Annotated in this window: 17 protein-coding genes; 11 read left to right on the top strand and 6 right to left on the bottom strand. The window is 55.7% G+C overall.

Annotated features, from left to right (window positions below):
- Nucleotides 1-63 precede the first annotated feature (63 nt).
- Nucleotides 64-1,503, bottom strand: a complete 1,440-nt coding sequence (gene nifD / locus ACP3PW_RS03010; RefSeq protein WP_426415181.1) for a nitrogenase molybdenum-iron protein alpha chain — start codon at nucleotides 1,501-1,503, stop codon at nucleotides 64-66.
- Between the two features lie 129 nt (nucleotides 1,504-1,632).
- Entirely contained in the window at nucleotides 1,633-2,517 is an 885-nt protein-coding gene (gene nifH / locus ACP3PW_RS03005; RefSeq protein WP_426415180.1) for a nitrogenase iron protein, read from the bottom strand.
- A gap of 269 nt (nucleotides 2,518-2,786) precedes the next feature.
- On the opposite strand from nifH, the gene ACP3PW_RS03000 reads away from it, so the two are divergent.
- From ACP3PW_RS03000 to ACP3PW_RS02990, 3 genes are all read left to right on the top strand, one after another.
- Nucleotides 2,787-3,638: an NAD(+)--dinitrogen-reductase ADP-D-ribosyltransferase gene (locus ACP3PW_RS03000; RefSeq protein ID WP_426415179.1), complete on the top strand. Its 852-nt coding sequence runs from the start codon at nucleotides 2,787-2,789 to the stop codon at nucleotides 3,636-3,638.
- A gap of 73 nt (nucleotides 3,639-3,711) precedes the next feature.
- Entirely contained in the window at nucleotides 3,712-4,221 is a 510-nt protein-coding gene (locus tag ACP3PW_RS02995) for a hypothetical protein (protein ID WP_426415178.1), read from the top strand.
- A 76-nt stretch (nucleotides 4,222-4,297) separates the two neighbouring features.
- Nucleotides 4,298-4,645 carry a hypothetical protein gene (locus ACP3PW_RS02990; RefSeq protein WP_426415177.1) on the top strand — a complete coding sequence of 116 codons (348 nt, stop codon included), beginning with the start codon at nucleotides 4,298-4,300 and terminating at the stop codon, nucleotides 4,643-4,645.
- A gap of 110 nt (nucleotides 4,646-4,755) precedes the next feature.
- Here ACP3PW_RS02990 and ACP3PW_RS02985 read toward each other — a convergent pair whose 3' ends face one another.
- Complete coding sequence (locus ACP3PW_RS02985; RefSeq protein ID WP_426415176.1) at nucleotides 4,756-5,103, bottom strand: 2Fe-2S iron-sulfur cluster-binding protein; 348 nt, start codon at nucleotides 5,101-5,103, stop codon at nucleotides 4,756-4,758.
- Nucleotides 5,104-5,325: 222 nt separating this feature from the next.
- On the opposite strand from ACP3PW_RS02985, the gene ACP3PW_RS02980 reads away from it, so the two are divergent.
- The 8 genes from ACP3PW_RS02980 (at nucleotide 5,326) to nifM (ending at nucleotide 11,718) form a co-directional block, all read left to right on the top strand.
- Nucleotides 5,326-6,183 carry an SIR2 family protein gene (locus tag ACP3PW_RS02980; RefSeq protein WP_426415175.1) on the top strand — a complete coding sequence of 286 codons (858 nt, stop codon included), beginning with the start codon at nucleotides 5,326-5,328 and terminating at the stop codon, nucleotides 6,181-6,183.
- Between the two features lie 182 nt (nucleotides 6,184-6,365).
- Complete coding sequence (locus ACP3PW_RS02975; RefSeq protein WP_426415174.1) at nucleotides 6,366-6,692, top strand: HesB/IscA family protein; 327 nt, start codon at nucleotides 6,366-6,368, stop codon at nucleotides 6,690-6,692.
- A gap of 85 nt (nucleotides 6,693-6,777) precedes the next feature.
- The gene (gene nifU / locus ACP3PW_RS02970; protein WP_426415173.1) at nucleotides 6,778-7,662 is read left to right on the top strand and encodes a Fe-S cluster assembly protein NifU; all 885 of its coding nucleotides are present in this window, start codon (nucleotides 6,778-6,780) and stop codon (nucleotides 7,660-7,662) included.
- A gap of 2 nt (nucleotides 7,663-7,664) precedes the next feature.
- Nucleotides 7,665-8,885 carry a cysteine desulfurase NifS gene (nifS, locus tag ACP3PW_RS02965; RefSeq protein ID WP_426415172.1) on the top strand — a complete coding sequence of 407 codons (1,221 nt, stop codon included), beginning with the start codon at nucleotides 7,665-7,667 and terminating at the stop codon, nucleotides 8,883-8,885.
- Between the two features lie 46 nt (nucleotides 8,886-8,931).
- Complete coding sequence (nifV, locus tag ACP3PW_RS02960; protein WP_426415171.1) at nucleotides 8,932-10,059, top strand: homocitrate synthase; 1,128 nt, start codon at nucleotides 8,932-8,934, stop codon at nucleotides 10,057-10,059.
- 9 nt (nucleotides 10,060-10,068) lie between these two features.
- Entirely contained in the window at nucleotides 10,069-10,416 is a 348-nt protein-coding gene (nifW, locus tag ACP3PW_RS02955) for a nitrogenase-stabilizing/protective protein NifW (protein ID WP_426415170.1), read from the top strand.
- Complete coding sequence (locus tag ACP3PW_RS02950; protein WP_426415169.1) at nucleotides 10,416-10,877, top strand: nitrogen fixation protein NifZ; 462 nt, start codon at nucleotides 10,416-10,418, stop codon at nucleotides 10,875-10,877. Before nifW ends, ACP3PW_RS02950 begins: the two co-directional genes overlap by 1 nt.
- On the top strand, nucleotides 10,870-11,718 hold the full coding sequence (gene nifM / locus ACP3PW_RS02945; RefSeq protein ID WP_426415168.1) for a nitrogen fixation protein NifM: 849 nt from the start codon (nucleotides 10,870-10,872) through the stop codon (nucleotides 11,716-11,718). The genes ACP3PW_RS02950 and nifM overlap by 8 nt, the downstream gene beginning before the upstream one ends.
- 69 nt (nucleotides 11,719-11,787) lie before the next feature.
- Here the strand turns inward: nifM and ACP3PW_RS02940 are convergent, their stop codons facing one another.
- The 3 genes from ACP3PW_RS02940 to ACP3PW_RS02930 form a co-directional block, all read right to left on the bottom strand.
- Nucleotides 11,788-13,017, bottom strand: coding sequence for a quaternary amine ABC transporter ATP-binding protein (locus ACP3PW_RS02940; protein WP_426415167.1), 1,230 nt, complete (start codon nucleotides 13,015-13,017; stop codon nucleotides 11,788-11,790).
- Entirely contained in the window at nucleotides 13,010-13,909 is a 900-nt protein-coding gene (locus tag ACP3PW_RS02935; protein ID WP_426415166.1) for an ABC transporter permease, read from the bottom strand. The genes ACP3PW_RS02940 and ACP3PW_RS02935 overlap by 8 nt, the downstream gene beginning before the upstream one ends.
- Before the next feature lie 63 nt (nucleotides 13,910-13,972).
- A complete protein-coding gene (locus ACP3PW_RS02930; protein WP_426415165.1) occupies nucleotides 13,973-14,977 on the bottom strand; it encodes an ABC transporter substrate-binding protein in 1,005 nt (334 codons plus the stop codon).
- Nucleotides 14,978-15,059 lie beyond the last annotated feature (82 nt).

Below are 15,059 nucleotides of genomic sequence, written 5' to 3'. Positions count from 1 at the left end.
GACTAACGACGGTAGTGAAACCACGGCAGATATTCCTGCCACAATGTAGTAAGTGGGATTTGATCAGGCGCTCTTTTTCCAGGGCGCGGTCATCTCTTTCCAGCACGGGTTATTCAGGGTCATATCCATATCGCGGGCGAAGATGGCGAAGCCGTCATAGCCGTGATAGGGGCCGGAGTAGTCCCAGGAGTGCATCTGACGGAAGGGGATGCCCATCTTCTGGAAGATGTACTTCTCCTTGATACCGCCACCGATCAGGTCGGGTTTGATCTTTTTGACAAACTCCTCGAATTCAAAACCGGTAACGTCGTCATACAACAGGGTGGCGTTGCTGAGGTCTTCGAGGGTGCGTTCGTAGTCGTCGTTATGACCAAACTCGTAGCCGGTACCCACCACCTCCATGCCCAGATCCTGATAGGCACCGATGGTATGACGAGGTCGCAAGCCACCGACGTAAAGCATGACGCGCTTGCCGGCAAGGCGAGAGCGATACTTGGCGATAACCGCTTCTGTTTGTGCTTTGTATTTGGCGATTACCTTCTCGGCGTTAGCCTGAATGGTTTCGTCAAAGAAGCTGGCAATTTTGCGCAGGCTTTCCTCGGTTTTGGTGGGCCCGAAGAAGTTGAACTCGACCCATGGAATCTCATACTTCTCTTCCATATGACGGGCCAGATAGTTCATAGAGCGGTAGCAGTGGAGCAGGTTGAGTTTTACGTTAACGTTGTTTTTCACTTCGTTAAGGGTACCGTCCCCGGACCACTGGGTGACCACGTTAAGTCCCATCTCCTCAAGCAGAATACGTGACGACCAGGCGTCACCACCGATGTTGTAGTCGGCGATCAGGGCGACGTCGTAGGGGCCGACCTCGCGCTTGTTGTCCTCGGAAAGAACCCAGTCGCGCACGGCATCATTGGCGATGTGATGACCCAGTGACTGGGACACGCCACGGAAACCTTCACAGCGCACCGGCACGACCGGCTTGCCAATCTCGGCCGATTTGTTTTTGGCGACCGCTTCGATATCGTCTCCGATCAGGCCAATAGGACACTCCGATTGCACCGAAATACCCTTGTTGAGCGGAAATAGCTGCTCGATTTCGTCGATCAGGTTTTCCAGCTTCTTGTCACCGCCAAAGACGATATCCTTTTCCTGGAAGTCCGAGGTGAAATTCATGGTGCCGTAGCTGTCGACGCCGGTGGTGCCGACATAGTAGTTACGTCGGCCTGCGCGAGAGTACTGGCCACAGCCGACGGGGCCGTGGGAGATATGAATCATATCTTTGATCGGACCCCAGACCACCCCTTTGGAGCCGGCGTAGGCGCAACCCCGGTTGGTAAGTACACCCGGTAAAGCCTTGCGGTTGGAAGTGATACAGCCTTTGGTTTCCTGTCCGGGCTCGGCTACCGTGAGGTGCTTGGCGCGATCCGCTTTGGCCTTCTCCGGATAGACCTCAAGCACCTCTTCAATCAGCGCTTTGGTCTCTTCAATATTTAAACTCGACATAATGAGTACCTTCGTTAGAACCTGTAGTCGCAAATCGGCTGTGGTGTGAGAAAGGCTCGCAAAACGGGATGTTATCGATTCCCCTGTTGCAAGCCGACCTGAACCTCAGCATCGTTTGCGGACGAGTGCTTAACCTTCTGCCGCAAGCTCGGCGGCGGTTTTGCCGACGATGGTTTCGTCTTCAACCTCCATGATGCCGAACTCCATCAGCAGATCCTCGAGCTCATCCATGGTGCAGGGATTGGGAACCACGAACAGGGTGTTATCGATCACCTTTCTGGCCAACGCGCGATACTCGTCCGCCTGGTTGCAGCTTGGATCGTATTCGATCACGGTCATACGACGGATCTCAGCGTGCTGCACGATATTGTCCCGTGGTACGAAGTGGATCATCTGGGTACCGATCTTGGCCGCCAGGGCTTCGATCAATTCATCTTCGCGGTCGGTGTTACGGGAGTTACAGATCAGGCCCGCAAGGCGCACGCTACCGGAGCTGGCGTATTTAACGATCCCCTTGGAGATGTTGTTGGCGGCGTACATCGCCATCATCTCGCCAGAGCATACGATGTAGATCTCCTGGGCTTTGTTTTCGCGAATCGGCATGGCGAAGCCGCCACAAACCACGTCCCCCAAAACATCGTAAAACACGAAGTCGAGGTCGTCGCTATAGGCGCCCTCCTCTTCGAGGAAGTTGATGGCGGTGATAACACCGCGACCTGCGCAGCCAACACCGGGCTCCGGGCCGCCTGACTCGACACACTTGATATCCTGGTAGCCAACTTGCAGCACATCTTCCAGTTCCAGGTCTTCAACGGTGCCCAACTCGGCAGCCATTTCCATCACGGAGGTCTGGGCTTTGGAGTGAAGGATTAATCGAGTCGAGTCTGCCTTGGGGTCGCAGCCGACAATCATTACCTTCTTTCCTGCCTCGGCCAGGGCGGCCACGAGGTTCTGGGTGGTGGTGGATTTACCGATACCACCCTTACCGTAAATTGCACATTGACGCAGTGTCATGTTCACTCTCCTTTCAAGCAACGTAATTTCCAATGAGGTCCAACCGGTATATCGCAACGCTTGTGCCAAGTTGCTCAAAATGTATTTAACTAATTGATTTATGATGAATAAATCATAATTTTTTGTGCTTTTGTGAGGCCGCTTTTCTCTGGTGGGTATGCGACAAAGCCGCGAATCCTGTAGGGTTAATGACGACAAAGCCCGTTTTCTTACACGGCGACAGAGCGAGTCAGATTGGAAAATGATGGTGAAAAAACAGCGAATATCGATTGCTGGCTGGAATGGCCAGCGGAACGGTGGTGGGTGCACCGGTGAGTAGTTGTTGCCTGCCCGACGGTTGTTATTTGCCGATCAATCGCTGCAACCTGCCAGCAAAAATCCTCGGTAGCCTGACCTTTCAATTGCAACCCGCACCCCTTCGACTCGATGGGGTTGATGCGCTGTACCCGGGCCTGTTCTCCTGTCTTGCTGGATGGAGTGAGCAGGCGCAAAGGGCGCAGCAGTTCATTGATTACATGGACGTCCACTTCACACTCAATGATCCAGCGGCGGCGGGATTTGTGGCGGGGATGGGGGGACGCCCAAAGGCGAACTGGCAGCGTACAATCCGCGGCTGGCGGTTTGATACCGATGGCCGAGAGGGCGCGGTAATGAAAGCCTGGGTCGAATCACGCTTTGGCTTACTTCCCCGTTATCACAGCGGCGTTATCCGTGATTTAAGCAGTGAGACCTATCGCCGCTATATAGAGGCCCGAGCACGAGGTCTTTACAATACAAATGCGCTGGAATCGCAGATAGACCTGTTGTACAGCTACTGCCAGTACGAGTTGGCTTTGGGCGACAGCGATCACCTGCTCCTCTATCGCGGGGTAAACAGGGCGGCTGGTTTGGAGCAGGTGGGGGTGGATGCCAGCGGTAGTCCCGTGCTGTTGCTTAATAACCTGAACTCCTTTTCCCGTGATGCCGAACGGGCCTCCGAGTTTGGTGATCGCGTGATGCGGGTGCGGGTGCCACGGCAGAAGGTGGTCTGCTACGATGCGCTATTTCCCGCTCTTCTTAAGGGAGAGGGAGAGTATCTGGTGGTCGGTGGTCTTTATGCTATCGATGGCTGGGTGTTTTGAGCAGGGGTACCTGTTTTCCCGCTTTCAATCCCGGACTTCGGGCAGCCCCTGTCGAGCGTAACAGGATCTATCTATGAATAAATCACTCCGTGACTCGCAGCCGACCCCCACCGCCCCCCATCCGCCGGGATACCCTGAGCGGCGAGTTCCCGAACGGGGAGCGGCCTTGCGGCATCACGGAGCCCCACTACTGGTGATCCTGTTGCTGACGATACCAGGCTTGGTGCTGGCTACGTTAGACCCCCAGGCTTGCGAGACGCTGCTGGGATGGCCGGTAGCCCTGCTGGGTCTGCTCTATTTTACCCTCTGGTTGCCAGGGGCGTTGTGGCTGTTGTCCCTTTGGCTGGGTTGGTACGGGTATCGTATCCTTCGTAGTGGAATGGCGCCGCCCCCGGAGATGCCGGTGCTGTTTGCCACCGGTGTTCGCCGAGGTACCAGTGCGCGCATCAAAGGAGTGATCTGGTTGGCCGCACCGCTCTACTGCAGTTGGGTGCTGTTGGTGGGCCTAAACGCATTTGATGAACTCTCCCAGGGGCGGGCGCTGGGAGAGATGTCCGTGGGGATCGTGGCGGAGTGCCAGTAATCGATCGATCTGCCGTGCCGGCTTGGCGTAGTGTTTGCTTTATTCTGTTGACCCCCGAATTGATTTGGAGCGACCGATGAGTACTAACCCTCTAAACCCCATCTCCCTGACCCTAGCTGGGGCGACTTTGCCCTTTGTTCGCTATATCCGCGATGGGCTGCCCTATATCGAGTTCGATAGCTGCGGTTGCCGCTGCCCGGTACCCATGCACAATGCGATGCTCGGACTGGAGCGTATTGCCAGCAGTGGCGAGCGTCTGGTGATGGTGAACGGGTTTGAACCTGCCGGGCTTTTTGAACGGGTTCGTGGAGGATTTGTATGGCAGGTGGAGCCGCTGCCCCAGGGTCGGGTGCGCATTGTCTTTAACGCTACCGCCGGCGCTTCACAGATCGATTTTAGTGAGCGCGGGTGCAATGGCGGTTAGGGTCAGGAGACGATCTGCCCAGTTTCAACCCGGTGTAGTTACGGATGCGAATGCATGGGTACCGCTGCGTGTTGAGTTCGCCCCACCCGAGAGGTGAGGCGGGCGAGATATCAGTAAGAGATCGTCACCTCTTCATCACGCAGAATCAATTGGCACGCCAGTCGGTGAGGGCTGGGGAGATCATCAACGGCCATCTGTTCGATCTCGGCACGTTTCAACTTTCCAATGGCGACCAGTGTGCGCTGCTCTTTGTCGGTGAGCGGGCCGCCCATCGGGGTGGTGTCACTCGTGATCTCGACATCGACGCAACAGGTGCCGCAGTTGCCGTCCTCGCAATCGAAGCCGATGGGGATATCGTTTTTTTGGGCCAGTTTCAATACGGTTTCGGTATGACTGCCGGCCACCGCATAGGTCACGGTCTTGTTGCCGCTTTTGGCACTAAAGGTTACTTGGGGCATGGTTTCTCTCCTGATGATAGTTGGGTGTGTGGTTAAACAACCACCCGGGGTAGAGGGCAAGGGTCGTGCCACCGTAACTTATTGATTCTTGGTTGCTGGGAGGGGCAGGATTGTCGAGCAGTAAACAATCGAGGGGATTGTGTCGCACAGTTGACAGCCATCAGTGCCGCAGTTGGATAGCTTCTTGCAGTGCCTCCTGTACCTTACACAGGAGAATACCCGATGATCGACTACGAACGCTTACGCGAAGGGGTCGCTTCCGGCGCCCTGGTTCCCCTGCTCGGGCCGGGCGCCCTTGATGGCGCGGTTGACCCCGAAACGGGCGCTGCGATACCTGCCGATAACCGCAGCCTGATCCTGGCGATGAATCAGGGTAGGGAGATGATGCCGCGGCTGATGGTGGAGTTTTCACGGGCCGCCCAGCATATTGAACAGCGCCGTGGGCAGGCAGCGGTGGCCCGTTTCCTCACTCGCCTTTATGATCGCCCCTGGACTCGTTCGCAGTTGCACGATGCGGTGGCGGCATTGGCACCGCCCTGGGTCGTGGACCTGAATCGGGATTCACAGTTGTTGGATAGTTACTCGGCACAGGAGCATCTGCTGGTGAAGGGGGTCTGCCGCACCATGGGCAGTGGACTTCGCTACAAGCTATACCGGGGCTATCAGGGTGACTATCGGGAGATAACGGATGAGCAGATAAAGCCGGAGTGGCCGGTGCTATTCAAGCCCCTGGGTTGCCCTCATCCAGAGCCCTCCTATATCGCCTCTGATGCCGATTTCGTGGATTACCTGACCGAGCTGATGGGTGGATTCGCGATTCCTCCCGCGCTCAAACAGTATCGTGACAACAAACAGTATCTATTGTTGGGCCTACCCTTGAACCGCGATACAGAGCGGATGCTGGTTACTGAAATCAGTTACGGAGCGGCTACTCCAAGAGGCTGGGTGTTCCTCGAACAACCCACGGCCAAAGAGCGGCGTTACTGTGCCCGCATGTCGCTGGAGATCATTGAAGAGCCGCTGAACAGCTTTACCCGGTATCTGCAGCAGGCCACCGAGAAAACGACGGCCAGGTTGTAGGTAATACGACATTGCTCCCCCGTAGGCGTCGTGCTGTCTGTCGTAAAGCCGACAAGACGACGCCCTCACTTCATGCATATTGTTAAAAAAACCCATAAAAACAGCACTATGCAGTGACGTTGGACCTCTGGCATAGCCCTTGCTCTTCCACTGGTGAAGCCTATAAAACCAGAGAGGGCCTTATGTTGAATTTCACTGATCAAGCCCTGAGCACGATACGCAGCGCGCTCGCTGCCCGGGATAGTCGCACCGCCGGGCTGCGGATTGGAGTCGTCGGGAGCCCATGCTCTGGTCTGCGTTATCTGATTCGGGTGGAGGATAACCCAACCAGCGACGATCAGGTGTTTGAGAGTCAGGGTTTGGTGCTTTTTATAGATAACGAAAGTACGTCACATTTGCAGGGAGTGCAGGTGGACTTTGTTGAGCAGGATGGACGCAAAGGTTTCACCTTCGATAATCCAAATCAAAATTCTGGCTGTTCCGGATGCAGTAAATCAACGGCGGCCTGAGAGATTAGCCAAGAAAAACGACACCACACAACTATTACCAGAGAGCCTCGCTGCGGCGAGCTAACAGAAAAATGGGAGAACCGGTATGTGGGAATACTCCGATAAAGTAAAAGAGCTTTTTTTTGAACCCAAAAATGCCAAAGCAGTACCCGATGCCAATGCTATTGGTGACGTGGGCTCCATCAGTTGCGGCGACGCCCTGAGTTTGACGCTGCGGGTCAATCCCGACTCTGAAATTATCGAGGATGCGGGATTCCAGACCTTTGGGTGCGGCTCCGCTATCGCTTCCTCTTCCGCGCTGACCGAATTGATTAAGGGTAAAACACTGGATCAGGCACTTAAGGTGAGTAATCAGGATATTGCTGACTATCTGGATGGCCTCCCGCCGGAAAAGATGCACTGTTCGGTGATGGGCCAGGAGGCCCTGCAGGCCGCAGTTGCCAATTATCGTGGAGAGGTGTGGAAGGATGATCACGAGGAGGGGGCGCTGGTGTGTAAGTGCTTCGCCGTCGATGCGGTATTGATCGAAAATGTAGTGCGTCAACACGACCTGAAAACCGTGGAGCAGGTCACCCACTACACCAAGGCGGGGGGAAGCTGCTCCTCATGCCATGAAGGGATTGAAGAGATTATAAGCAGTGTACTTGCCGAGGCTGGAACTCCTGTGGCAGTTGAGGTCGCCGCACCAGAACAGCAAGCAGGTTCAGTATCCCTGGTGCAGCGAGTGCAGGCGATTCTAAAAGTATTCGAAGAGGTGCGCCCCCAGTTGAAATCCGACGGTGGTGACATCGAACTGGTTGAGGTGCAGGACGAAAAAATATTTGTGCGCATGCAGGGAGCCTGTGGCGGGTGCCAGATGGCGGGCGCAACCCTAGGCTGGGTGCAGCAAAGACTGGTAGAGAGTCTGGGCGAGTTTGTACGCCTGATACCGGTTAACAATCCTGGCCAAACCGTTAATAGGGAGGTGTGATTATGACTTCCAAGCCAACCTCCGTTTACCTGGACAACAACGCCACCACGCGCGTTGATCCGCGAGTACTGGAAACCATGTTGCCGTTTTTTAGCGAGCAGTTTGGTAACCCATCGTCAATGCACAGCTTCGCTGATGGGGTAGGTAAAGCGGTCCAGCAGGCTCGCGAACAGATTCAGTCCCTGTTGGGCGCGGCCTATGACACTGAAATTATTTTTACCTCTTGCGGTACCGAGTCCGATAGCACCGCGATCATGTCCGCCCTGCGAGCGCAGCCCGATCGTAATGAGATCATCACAACCCTGGTTGAACATCCGGCCATTTTGGCGTTGTGTGACCAATTGGAGAAGGAGGGCTATATCGTTCACCGCCTGTCCGTAGACAGGTTAGGACGCCTTGATCTTTCCGAGTATGAGGCGCTTCTATCCTCGCGGGTCGCTATCGTCTCTGTGATGTGGGCCAACAATGAAACCGGGAACCTGTTTCCAGTAGAGCAGATGGCACGCATGGCGCGAGAGGCGGGGGTGATGTTTCACACCGATGCAGTGCAGGCGGTGGGAAAAATACCGATTGATCTTAAGCATACGGCGATCGATATGCTGTCGCTGTCGGGGCATAAGTTACACGGCCCCAAAGGCATTGGTGTGCTATACCTGCGCCGGGGCACCCGCTACCGACCTTTGTTGCGTGGGGGACATCAGGAGCGCGGCCGTCGTGCCGGTACCGAAAACAGTGCGGCGATCGTCGCGCTGGGCACAGCGTGCGAGTTGGCTGAGCAGTATATGGCGGAAGAGAATACGCGGGTGCGGGCCCTGCGCGATCGGCTGGAGAGATCGGTATTGGCAACAGTACCCCATGCTTTTGTTACCGGGAATGGGGATGAGCGCCTTCCGAATACCGCCAACATCGCCTTTGAGTACGTTGAGGGAGAAGCGATTCTGATGTTGCTTAACCGCGAAGGGATCGCGGCGTCGAGTGGCTCGGCCTGTACCTCCGGTTCGCTCGAGCCCTCTCATGTAATGCGGGCGATGGATATTCCCTACACCGCGGCCCACGGCAGCATCCGTTTTTCGCTGTCGAGGGAGACCTCCGACGCCGAGATTGATCATGTGATCGCGGTGATGCCGGGCATTATCGAGCGTTTACGGGAGCTATCCCCTTATTGGAACAAAGGCGCGCCGATCACCGATCCGGAGATGGCATTCGCACCGGTATACGCATGAAACTAACCACCCGGGCATCGGTAGGTGCAGGGTGAAGGAGCCGCATATGTCTGCTTTCGATAGCATAGTGATTGACGACACAACGCTCAGGGATGGGGAGCAATCGGCCGGAGTGGCCTTTACTGTCGAGGAAAAGCTGGAGATCGCCTGTCGCCTTGATTCCCTGGGCGTGCATGAACTAGAAGTGGGTATTCCCGCTATGGGGGATGCGGAGCGGGCTGCCATTCGCGCCCTTAGCGCGCTGCGCCTCGATGCACGGCTGTTGGTGTGGAGCCGAATGCGCGAGGATGATCTGGCGCTGTGTGCCAATCTTGGTGTTGCTATGGTTGATTTGTCGATCCCCGTGTCGGAACAGCAAATTGCCAATAAGCTACGGGTCGAACCCGAGCGGGTATTGGAAAAAATAGCTCATCATGTCGCCTGCGCTCGGGATATGGGGCTCGAGGTGTGTATCGGTGCGGAAGATGCTTCCCGTGCTGACCCCGACTTTTTGATGCGGGTGGCCGATGCCGCTCAACGTGCCGGTGCATTGAGATTACGTTTTGCCGATACCCTGGGGGTGATGGAGCCGTTTGGGGTACGCAAAATATTTCGTCGCTTGCGCAAAGGTTTCGACCTTGAATTGGAAATGCACGCCCATGATGATCTGGGGCTGGCAACAGCCAACTCCCTCGCGGCGGTTGTGGGCGGCGCTACTCACCTCAACACCACCGTAAACGGTCTCGGTGAACGTGCCGGCAATGCACCGCTGGAAGAGGTAGTGATGGGGTTGGAAAAACTCTATGGGCGCCACCTTGGAATTAATTTGAAAGGTTTTTCTGACTTGAGCGCCCTGGTCGAGGTCGCCTCGGGGCGTCCGGTGGGATGGCAGAAAAGTGTTGTGGGTGAAGGCGTGTTTACCCATGAGTCCGGTATTCATGTCGATGGTTTGTTGAAAGATCCTCATAATTATCAATCCATTGATCCCGCAGAGGTGGGTCGTGAACACCGTCTGGTACTTGGAAAGCATTCCGGTATGAGTGGCTTGATGCTCGCCTATCAGGAGCTTGGCTTGCCCCTGAAACGGGAGGATGCTGCGCGCATTTTGCCCTGGGTGCGCCGCTTTAGCGAACGCCGCAAGCGCGCGCCTGGCAGTCACCAGCTGCGTAGCTATTACCGCCAACTTAGCGCTTAGGAGCCTGCTATGAATTACTCGAATGGAGCGCCCCGAGAGGAGGAGCTGGCGTTGCAAGATGAGCTGTCGGAGCTGGGCAGCGCCGAGGAGTTTCTCGACTTCTTCGGTATCGACTACGATCGCCGTTGCGTTCAGGTCAATCGATTGCATATTCTGCAGCGCTATCATGATTATCTGAAGGCGAATCCACTGGATGCCAGCCACAGTGCCCGTGGCCACTATGGCTTGTGGTTGACGCGAGCCTATGAGGATTTTGTAGGTTCAAGTGCGAGTGAGCAGAAGGCATTGAAGGTGTATCGACGCGATGAGCCCGGGTTCGTGAGTCTGGATGAGTTCCAGTCAGCCGAGGAGGGATAATGGACGCTCAATACGATTACGGGGAAAAGGTACGGGTTATTCGCACCATCCGTGACGATGGCACCTATCCCGGAAAAAGCCGAGGGGATCTTCTGGTCACCCGTGGCAGTACAGGGCATATCGTCGACGTTGGCACCTTTTTACAGGATCAGGTGATCTATCGAGTCCACTTTCTGGATCACAATATTCAGGTAGGTTGTCGTCAAGAAGAGATCATTGCTGCGTCCGAGCCGTGGATCGACAGTCGCTTCGAATTCAGGCAGCAGGTACAGGCAACGGTCGATCTTTCGACCCATGGTGAGGTGGTTGTGCGCCGTGGTGATCAGGGACAGGTATTAAAGGTGATTCGTAATCGCGGGGAAGAGGGCCTGGACAGTGCATCTGTCTGTTATCAGGTGCGATTCCCTGGCAGGACCTTACAGGTGCCTGAACGGGTGTTGGGGGAGTGGGATGATGAGTGAAGCGGCTGACATGAACTACTACCGGTTGCGTGCCGCACAGCACCGCTTTGGCGTGGCGCCGGATCAGCTCGACAGCGAACAGCAGCAATGGTTGGAGGGCGCGGTGGCCCGCCAGCACCTACTGGAAACCAAGCTGTTAGCCTTGCCCGAAGCGGCGCAGGTGGTGGTCGGTGAAGAGGCTGTGCAGCGAGCGTTGGAGAGTCTGCGAGAGCAATACGAGGATGAAGAGGATCTGCTCGATGATCTCTGTGCCCTGGGTCTTAATGCCACCAGAGTAGAGGCCTTGCTGGAGCGTCAATTGCGAGTAGAGCTGGTGATTGAGCGCTGTACGCCGGCGAGTGAGCAAGCCTCCGAAGAGGAAGCTTACACTTTGTATGAAAACTTTCCGGAGAAGTTCCATCGTCCTGAACGCCGCCGCGTGCAGCACCTTTTGATTACGCTAAACGATGACTACGAAGAGAATCAACGTGGGTTGGTGGTCGCGCGGATGAGCAAAATCCGGCAGCGGGTGATGGCGCAACCTGCCGAGTTTGAAGAGCAGATTTCGCGTTATTCGGAGTGCCCTTCGGTGTTACAAGGAGGGGATCTGGGCTGGATACCCGCCGGACACCTTTACCCGCAAATTGATGCGGTTTTGTTTGGGACAGGCGGAGGCCTGGGAGAGGGTAACCTGAGCGACGTCATTGAAACCGAAGTGGGTATGCACCTGATTCGGTGCAATGGCATTGAACCGGCGGGAGTCGTTCCTTTTGCGAAAGTGGAGGCGCGAATCCGCCAGCGCCTCGACGAGCAGTCTAGTGAGCGTGCTCGGCGTCGGTGGTTGGCATCGCTGATGGCCTGAACTACTGACGGGTTGGCTGCGTCCCTGACGGAATTTGTTGTCCCGGCCCCATCTCTGAGGCCGGAAAAATCAAGCGTCCTTTTTATCGTCCTTGTTAGCGTCGCTGTTAGCGTCGCTCAGCACTTCTGCCAGATTGGATCGGGAGAGCTCACCCATAAGTTCTCCCTCTTCATCGACAACCGGTAAGGGGTATTCGTTATCGAGCGTATCGGGTATTACCTCTTCGATGAATGACTCTGGAGAGATTTGTGGAACCTCTTCGTAGTGTTCCTCATCGATCTTGTGGCCGCTACCATCAACGGCCGCCTGCTCAAGGGTATCCTGGGTTAAGACGCCTTGATAACCATCTTCGCTAATATAGTACCCGTAATCTTCGGGTAGCTTTTTCATCTGCACAAGCGCTTCACCGATGGTGCCGGCGGTGATGCGGTAGGCGGGGGGCTGCATGACGGTTTCTACGGTTAGGGCGCGGGCACGGTTGACGTCCTTGACGAAGGCTTCAACATAGTCGGTCGCGGGGTGTAGAAGAATATCGACGGGCGTCCCCTCCTGTACCAGCTCGCCATCTTTAAGAATGGCGATACGGTCACCAAGGCGCAGCGCTTCATCGAGATCGTGGGTGATAAAGATAATGGTTTTGTGCAGTTTCTCCTGTAGCTCGATCAGTTGGTCCTGCATCTCGCTACGAATAAGCGGGTCGAGGGCGGAAAAGGCCTCGTCCATCAACAAAATTTCGGCGTCAGTACAGAGTGCTCGAGCGAGGCCGACACGTTGTTGCTGGCCTCCGGATAGCTGTGACGGGTACTGCTCACCATAGCCTTCGAGACCGACGGCGTCGAGCCACTGGCTCGCCTTGGAAAGACGCTCCTCTTTGCCGATCCCTTGCACTTTAAGGCCGTATGCAATGTTTTCTATAACGCTGTAATGGGGCATCAATCCGAAGCGTTGGAATACCATCGACATTTTATGACGGCGAAACTGCTCCAGCTCGTTGATGGACAGCTGCATGACGTCGGTCCCTTCGACAAGGATCTGGCCTTCGGTGGGATCGATTAAGCGGTTAAAGTGGCGTATCAGAGTCGATTTTCCAGAGCCGGAAAGCCCCATTATGACAAAGATTTCGCCTCTTTTTATCGACAGGTTAATGTCGCGTAAACCAACGGTATGTCCAGTTTGAGAGAGTATCTCGTCTTTACCGAGCCCCTGTCGAACCTTACCCATGACATCCCCAGCGTGCTCTCCAAAAACTTTGTAGAGCCCTTTAATTTCGATCAGGGTTTGAGGTGTGTTATCAGGCATTGTGGGACCCTCCCAAATGTCTCTGGGCGCGTTTGGCGTAGGCTTGGGAGACGCGGTCAAAAATAATCGCCAGGGCGACGATGGCAAGACCGTTAAATAGGCCAAGGGTAAAGTATTGGTTGGTGATTGACTTGAGTACCGGTTGGCCGAGGCCTTTCACACCGATCATGGAGGCGATCACTACCATGGCCAGTGCCATCATGATGGTCTGGTTGATACCCGCCATGATAGTGGGCATCGCCAGTGGTAACTGGACCCCAAATAAGCGTTGCCGAGGACTGGCACCATAGGCGGTGGCGGCTTCCAGCACCTCCGGGTCGACCAGTCTAATGCCCAGGTTGGTGAGGCGTATCACGGGCGGGATCGCGTAGATCACCACCGCGATAACCCCCGGTATTTTGCCGATTCCCAGTAGCATTACCACCGGAATCAGGTAAACAAAAGCGGGCATGGTTTGCATGATATCTAGCGCCGGTGTCACGGTGGACTGAACGCGATCGGAGCGAGCCATGCCGATGCCTATGGGTATCCCCAGCGCGATCGCCAGCAGGGTGCAGACGGTGATGATGCTGAGGGTGCGCATGGTATCTTCCCACATGCCGAAATAACCGATCAGCAGCAGCGAGGCAATAACCCCCACGCAGAGCTTCCACGAGCGGCTGGCGGCGTAAGCGAGCAGCGCGATCGCGGCCAATACCACTAACCAGGGCGCGCCCAGTAGCAGTTTTTCGAACCAGACGAGGAAAGTCAGCAAGGGTTCGAAGAAGGCTTCGATCATGTCGCCATATTCACGAGAAAAATCGCGATAGGTGGCGTCGAGGGACTTGCGGATTGCAACCAGATCGCTGCGCTCCATTTGGGGGAACTCGGAGAGCCAGGATTTTTCAGCCATAGGATTCACTGCTTGATAGAGGGAAAGGGGGTAGCCCCCGCCGGAGATGCGGGGGCGAAATTACTACATATTGTTGAGCGCGGCCTTGACCTTGCTGGCAACATCAGCAGAAACCCAGCTGGCCCAGGTGGCTTCGTATTCTTTAAGGAAGTGAGCACCTGCTATTTCGCCGTCAGCCTGATTGTCTTCCATCCAGGCCAGTAGCTCGTTCATCTGGGCGTTGCGGAACGCGCGCTTGCCGAGGTACGCATACGCCTGCGGGGCTGTGGCGGCAAAGCTCTCGGTAGTCACCGTATGCACCGGAGAGGGTGGATACATGGTGGGTTTGGGGTTTGCGCAATCGGCTTGGGTGGTGCAACCAACGAACTGCTCTTCGTCTACACCGGAACCGAAGTCGACTTTTACCATTTTGTACTTGCCGAGCACTGCTGTCGGCGCCCAGTAGTAACCGAACCAGGCTTTTTCGCGCTCATAAGCACGGGCGATGGCACCGGACAGGCCGGCACCGGAGCCTGGATCGATCAGGTCAAATCCAGCGTCATCGAGCTTGAGAGCATTAAACAGGTTGCCGGAGCTGATCTGGCAGTTCCAGCCTGCAGGACAGCCATAGAACGCAGACTTGTCGGGGTCCTCAGGGTGCTTGAACAGTTTAGCGTTAGCGATCACCCCTTTAATGGTAGCCATGGATGGGTCCGCCTTGACCATATATTCGGGAACCCAGAACCCCTCTTCTCCGCCATCGGACAGGGACTTACCCGCGACGCGCAGGCGTTTTTCTGCCACGCCCCGGTCGATCGCGTCTTTCATGGAGTTGCTCCATAGCTCTGGAGCGATGTCGGGCTCTCCCTTTTCGATCATGGAGGTACCGGTAGGCATGGTATCCCCCGGGACTAGCTCGGCCTCACAGCCGTAGCCGTGTTGTAATATGAAGCGGTCGACATTGGCGATCAGGGTTGCTGAACTCCAGTTCATGTCTGCGATGGTTACCTTGCCGCAGTCGGCGGCGAGGGCGGGGCTACTGGCGAGGACTGCACTAAGCAGGCCGGTCGCGAAGACTGTTTTTCCCATGTTATTGGTCCTTCCTTTTTGGGCGGAGGTTGCGGATAAAACGCGAGTGGATGCGCTGTTAGTCTAACGATGGAATGATTAG

Origin of the sequence: Aestuariirhabdus sp. LZHN29, assembly GCF_049985285.1 — a bacterium.
GTDB lineage: Bacteria > Pseudomonadota > Gammaproteobacteria > Pseudomonadales > Aestuariirhabdaceae > Aestuariirhabdus.
Note: the sequence above shows the minus strand (reverse complement) of the source record. Positions and strands in the feature narration are given on the sequence as shown.

What these genes read in the sequence shown, in the direction of transcription:
- nifD (WP_426415181.1), bottom strand. Translation starts at nt 1,503, where the DNA reads ATGTCGAGTTTAAATATTGAAGAGACCAAAGCGCTGATTGAAGAGGTG.
- nifH (WP_426415180.1), bottom strand. Translation starts at nt 2,517, where the DNA reads ATGACACTGCGTCAATGTGCAATTTACGGTAAGGGTGGTATCGGTAAA.
- ACP3PW_RS02995 (WP_426415178.1), top strand. Translation starts at nt 3,712, where the DNA reads ATGAATAAATCACTCCGTGACTCGCAGCCGACCCCCACCGCCCCCCAT.
- ACP3PW_RS02990 (WP_426415177.1), top strand. Translation starts at nt 4,298, where the DNA reads ATGAGTACTAACCCTCTAAACCCCATCTCCCTGACCCTAGCTGGGGCG.
- ACP3PW_RS02985 (WP_426415176.1), bottom strand. Translation starts at nt 5,103, where the DNA reads ATGCCCCAAGTAACCTTTAGTGCCAAAAGCGGCAACAAGACCGTGACC.
- ACP3PW_RS02980 (WP_426415175.1), top strand. Translation starts at nt 5,326, where the DNA reads ATGATCGACTACGAACGCTTACGCGAAGGGGTCGCTTCCGGCGCCCTG.
- ACP3PW_RS02975 (WP_426415174.1), top strand. Translation starts at nt 6,366, where the DNA reads ATGTTGAATTTCACTGATCAAGCCCTGAGCACGATACGCAGCGCGCTC.
- nifU (WP_426415173.1), top strand. Translation starts at nt 6,778, where the DNA reads ATGTGGGAATACTCCGATAAAGTAAAAGAGCTTTTTTTTGAACCCAAA.
- nifS (WP_426415172.1), top strand. Translation starts at nt 7,665, where the DNA reads ATGACTTCCAAGCCAACCTCCGTTTACCTGGACAACAACGCCACCACG.
- nifV (WP_426415171.1), top strand. Translation starts at nt 8,932, where the DNA reads ATGTCTGCTTTCGATAGCATAGTGATTGACGACACAACGCTCAGGGAT.
- nifW (WP_426415170.1), top strand. Translation starts at nt 10,069, where the DNA reads ATGAATTACTCGAATGGAGCGCCCCGAGAGGAGGAGCTGGCGTTGCAA.
- ACP3PW_RS02950 (WP_426415169.1), top strand. Translation starts at nt 10,416, where the DNA reads ATGGACGCTCAATACGATTACGGGGAAAAGGTACGGGTTATTCGCACC.
- nifM (WP_426415168.1), top strand. Translation starts at nt 10,870, where the DNA reads ATGAGTGAAGCGGCTGACATGAACTACTACCGGTTGCGTGCCGCACAG.
- ACP3PW_RS02940 (WP_426415167.1), bottom strand. Translation starts at nt 13,017, where the DNA reads ATGCCTGATAACACACCTCAAACCCTGATCGAAATTAAAGGGCTCTAC.
- ACP3PW_RS02935 (WP_426415166.1), bottom strand. Translation starts at nt 13,909, where the DNA reads ATGGCTGAAAAATCCTGGCTCTCCGAGTTCCCCCAAATGGAGCGCAGC.
- ACP3PW_RS02930 (WP_426415165.1), bottom strand. Translation starts at nt 14,977, where the DNA reads ATGGGAAAAACAGTCTTCGCGACCGGCCTGCTTAGTGCAGTCCTCGCC.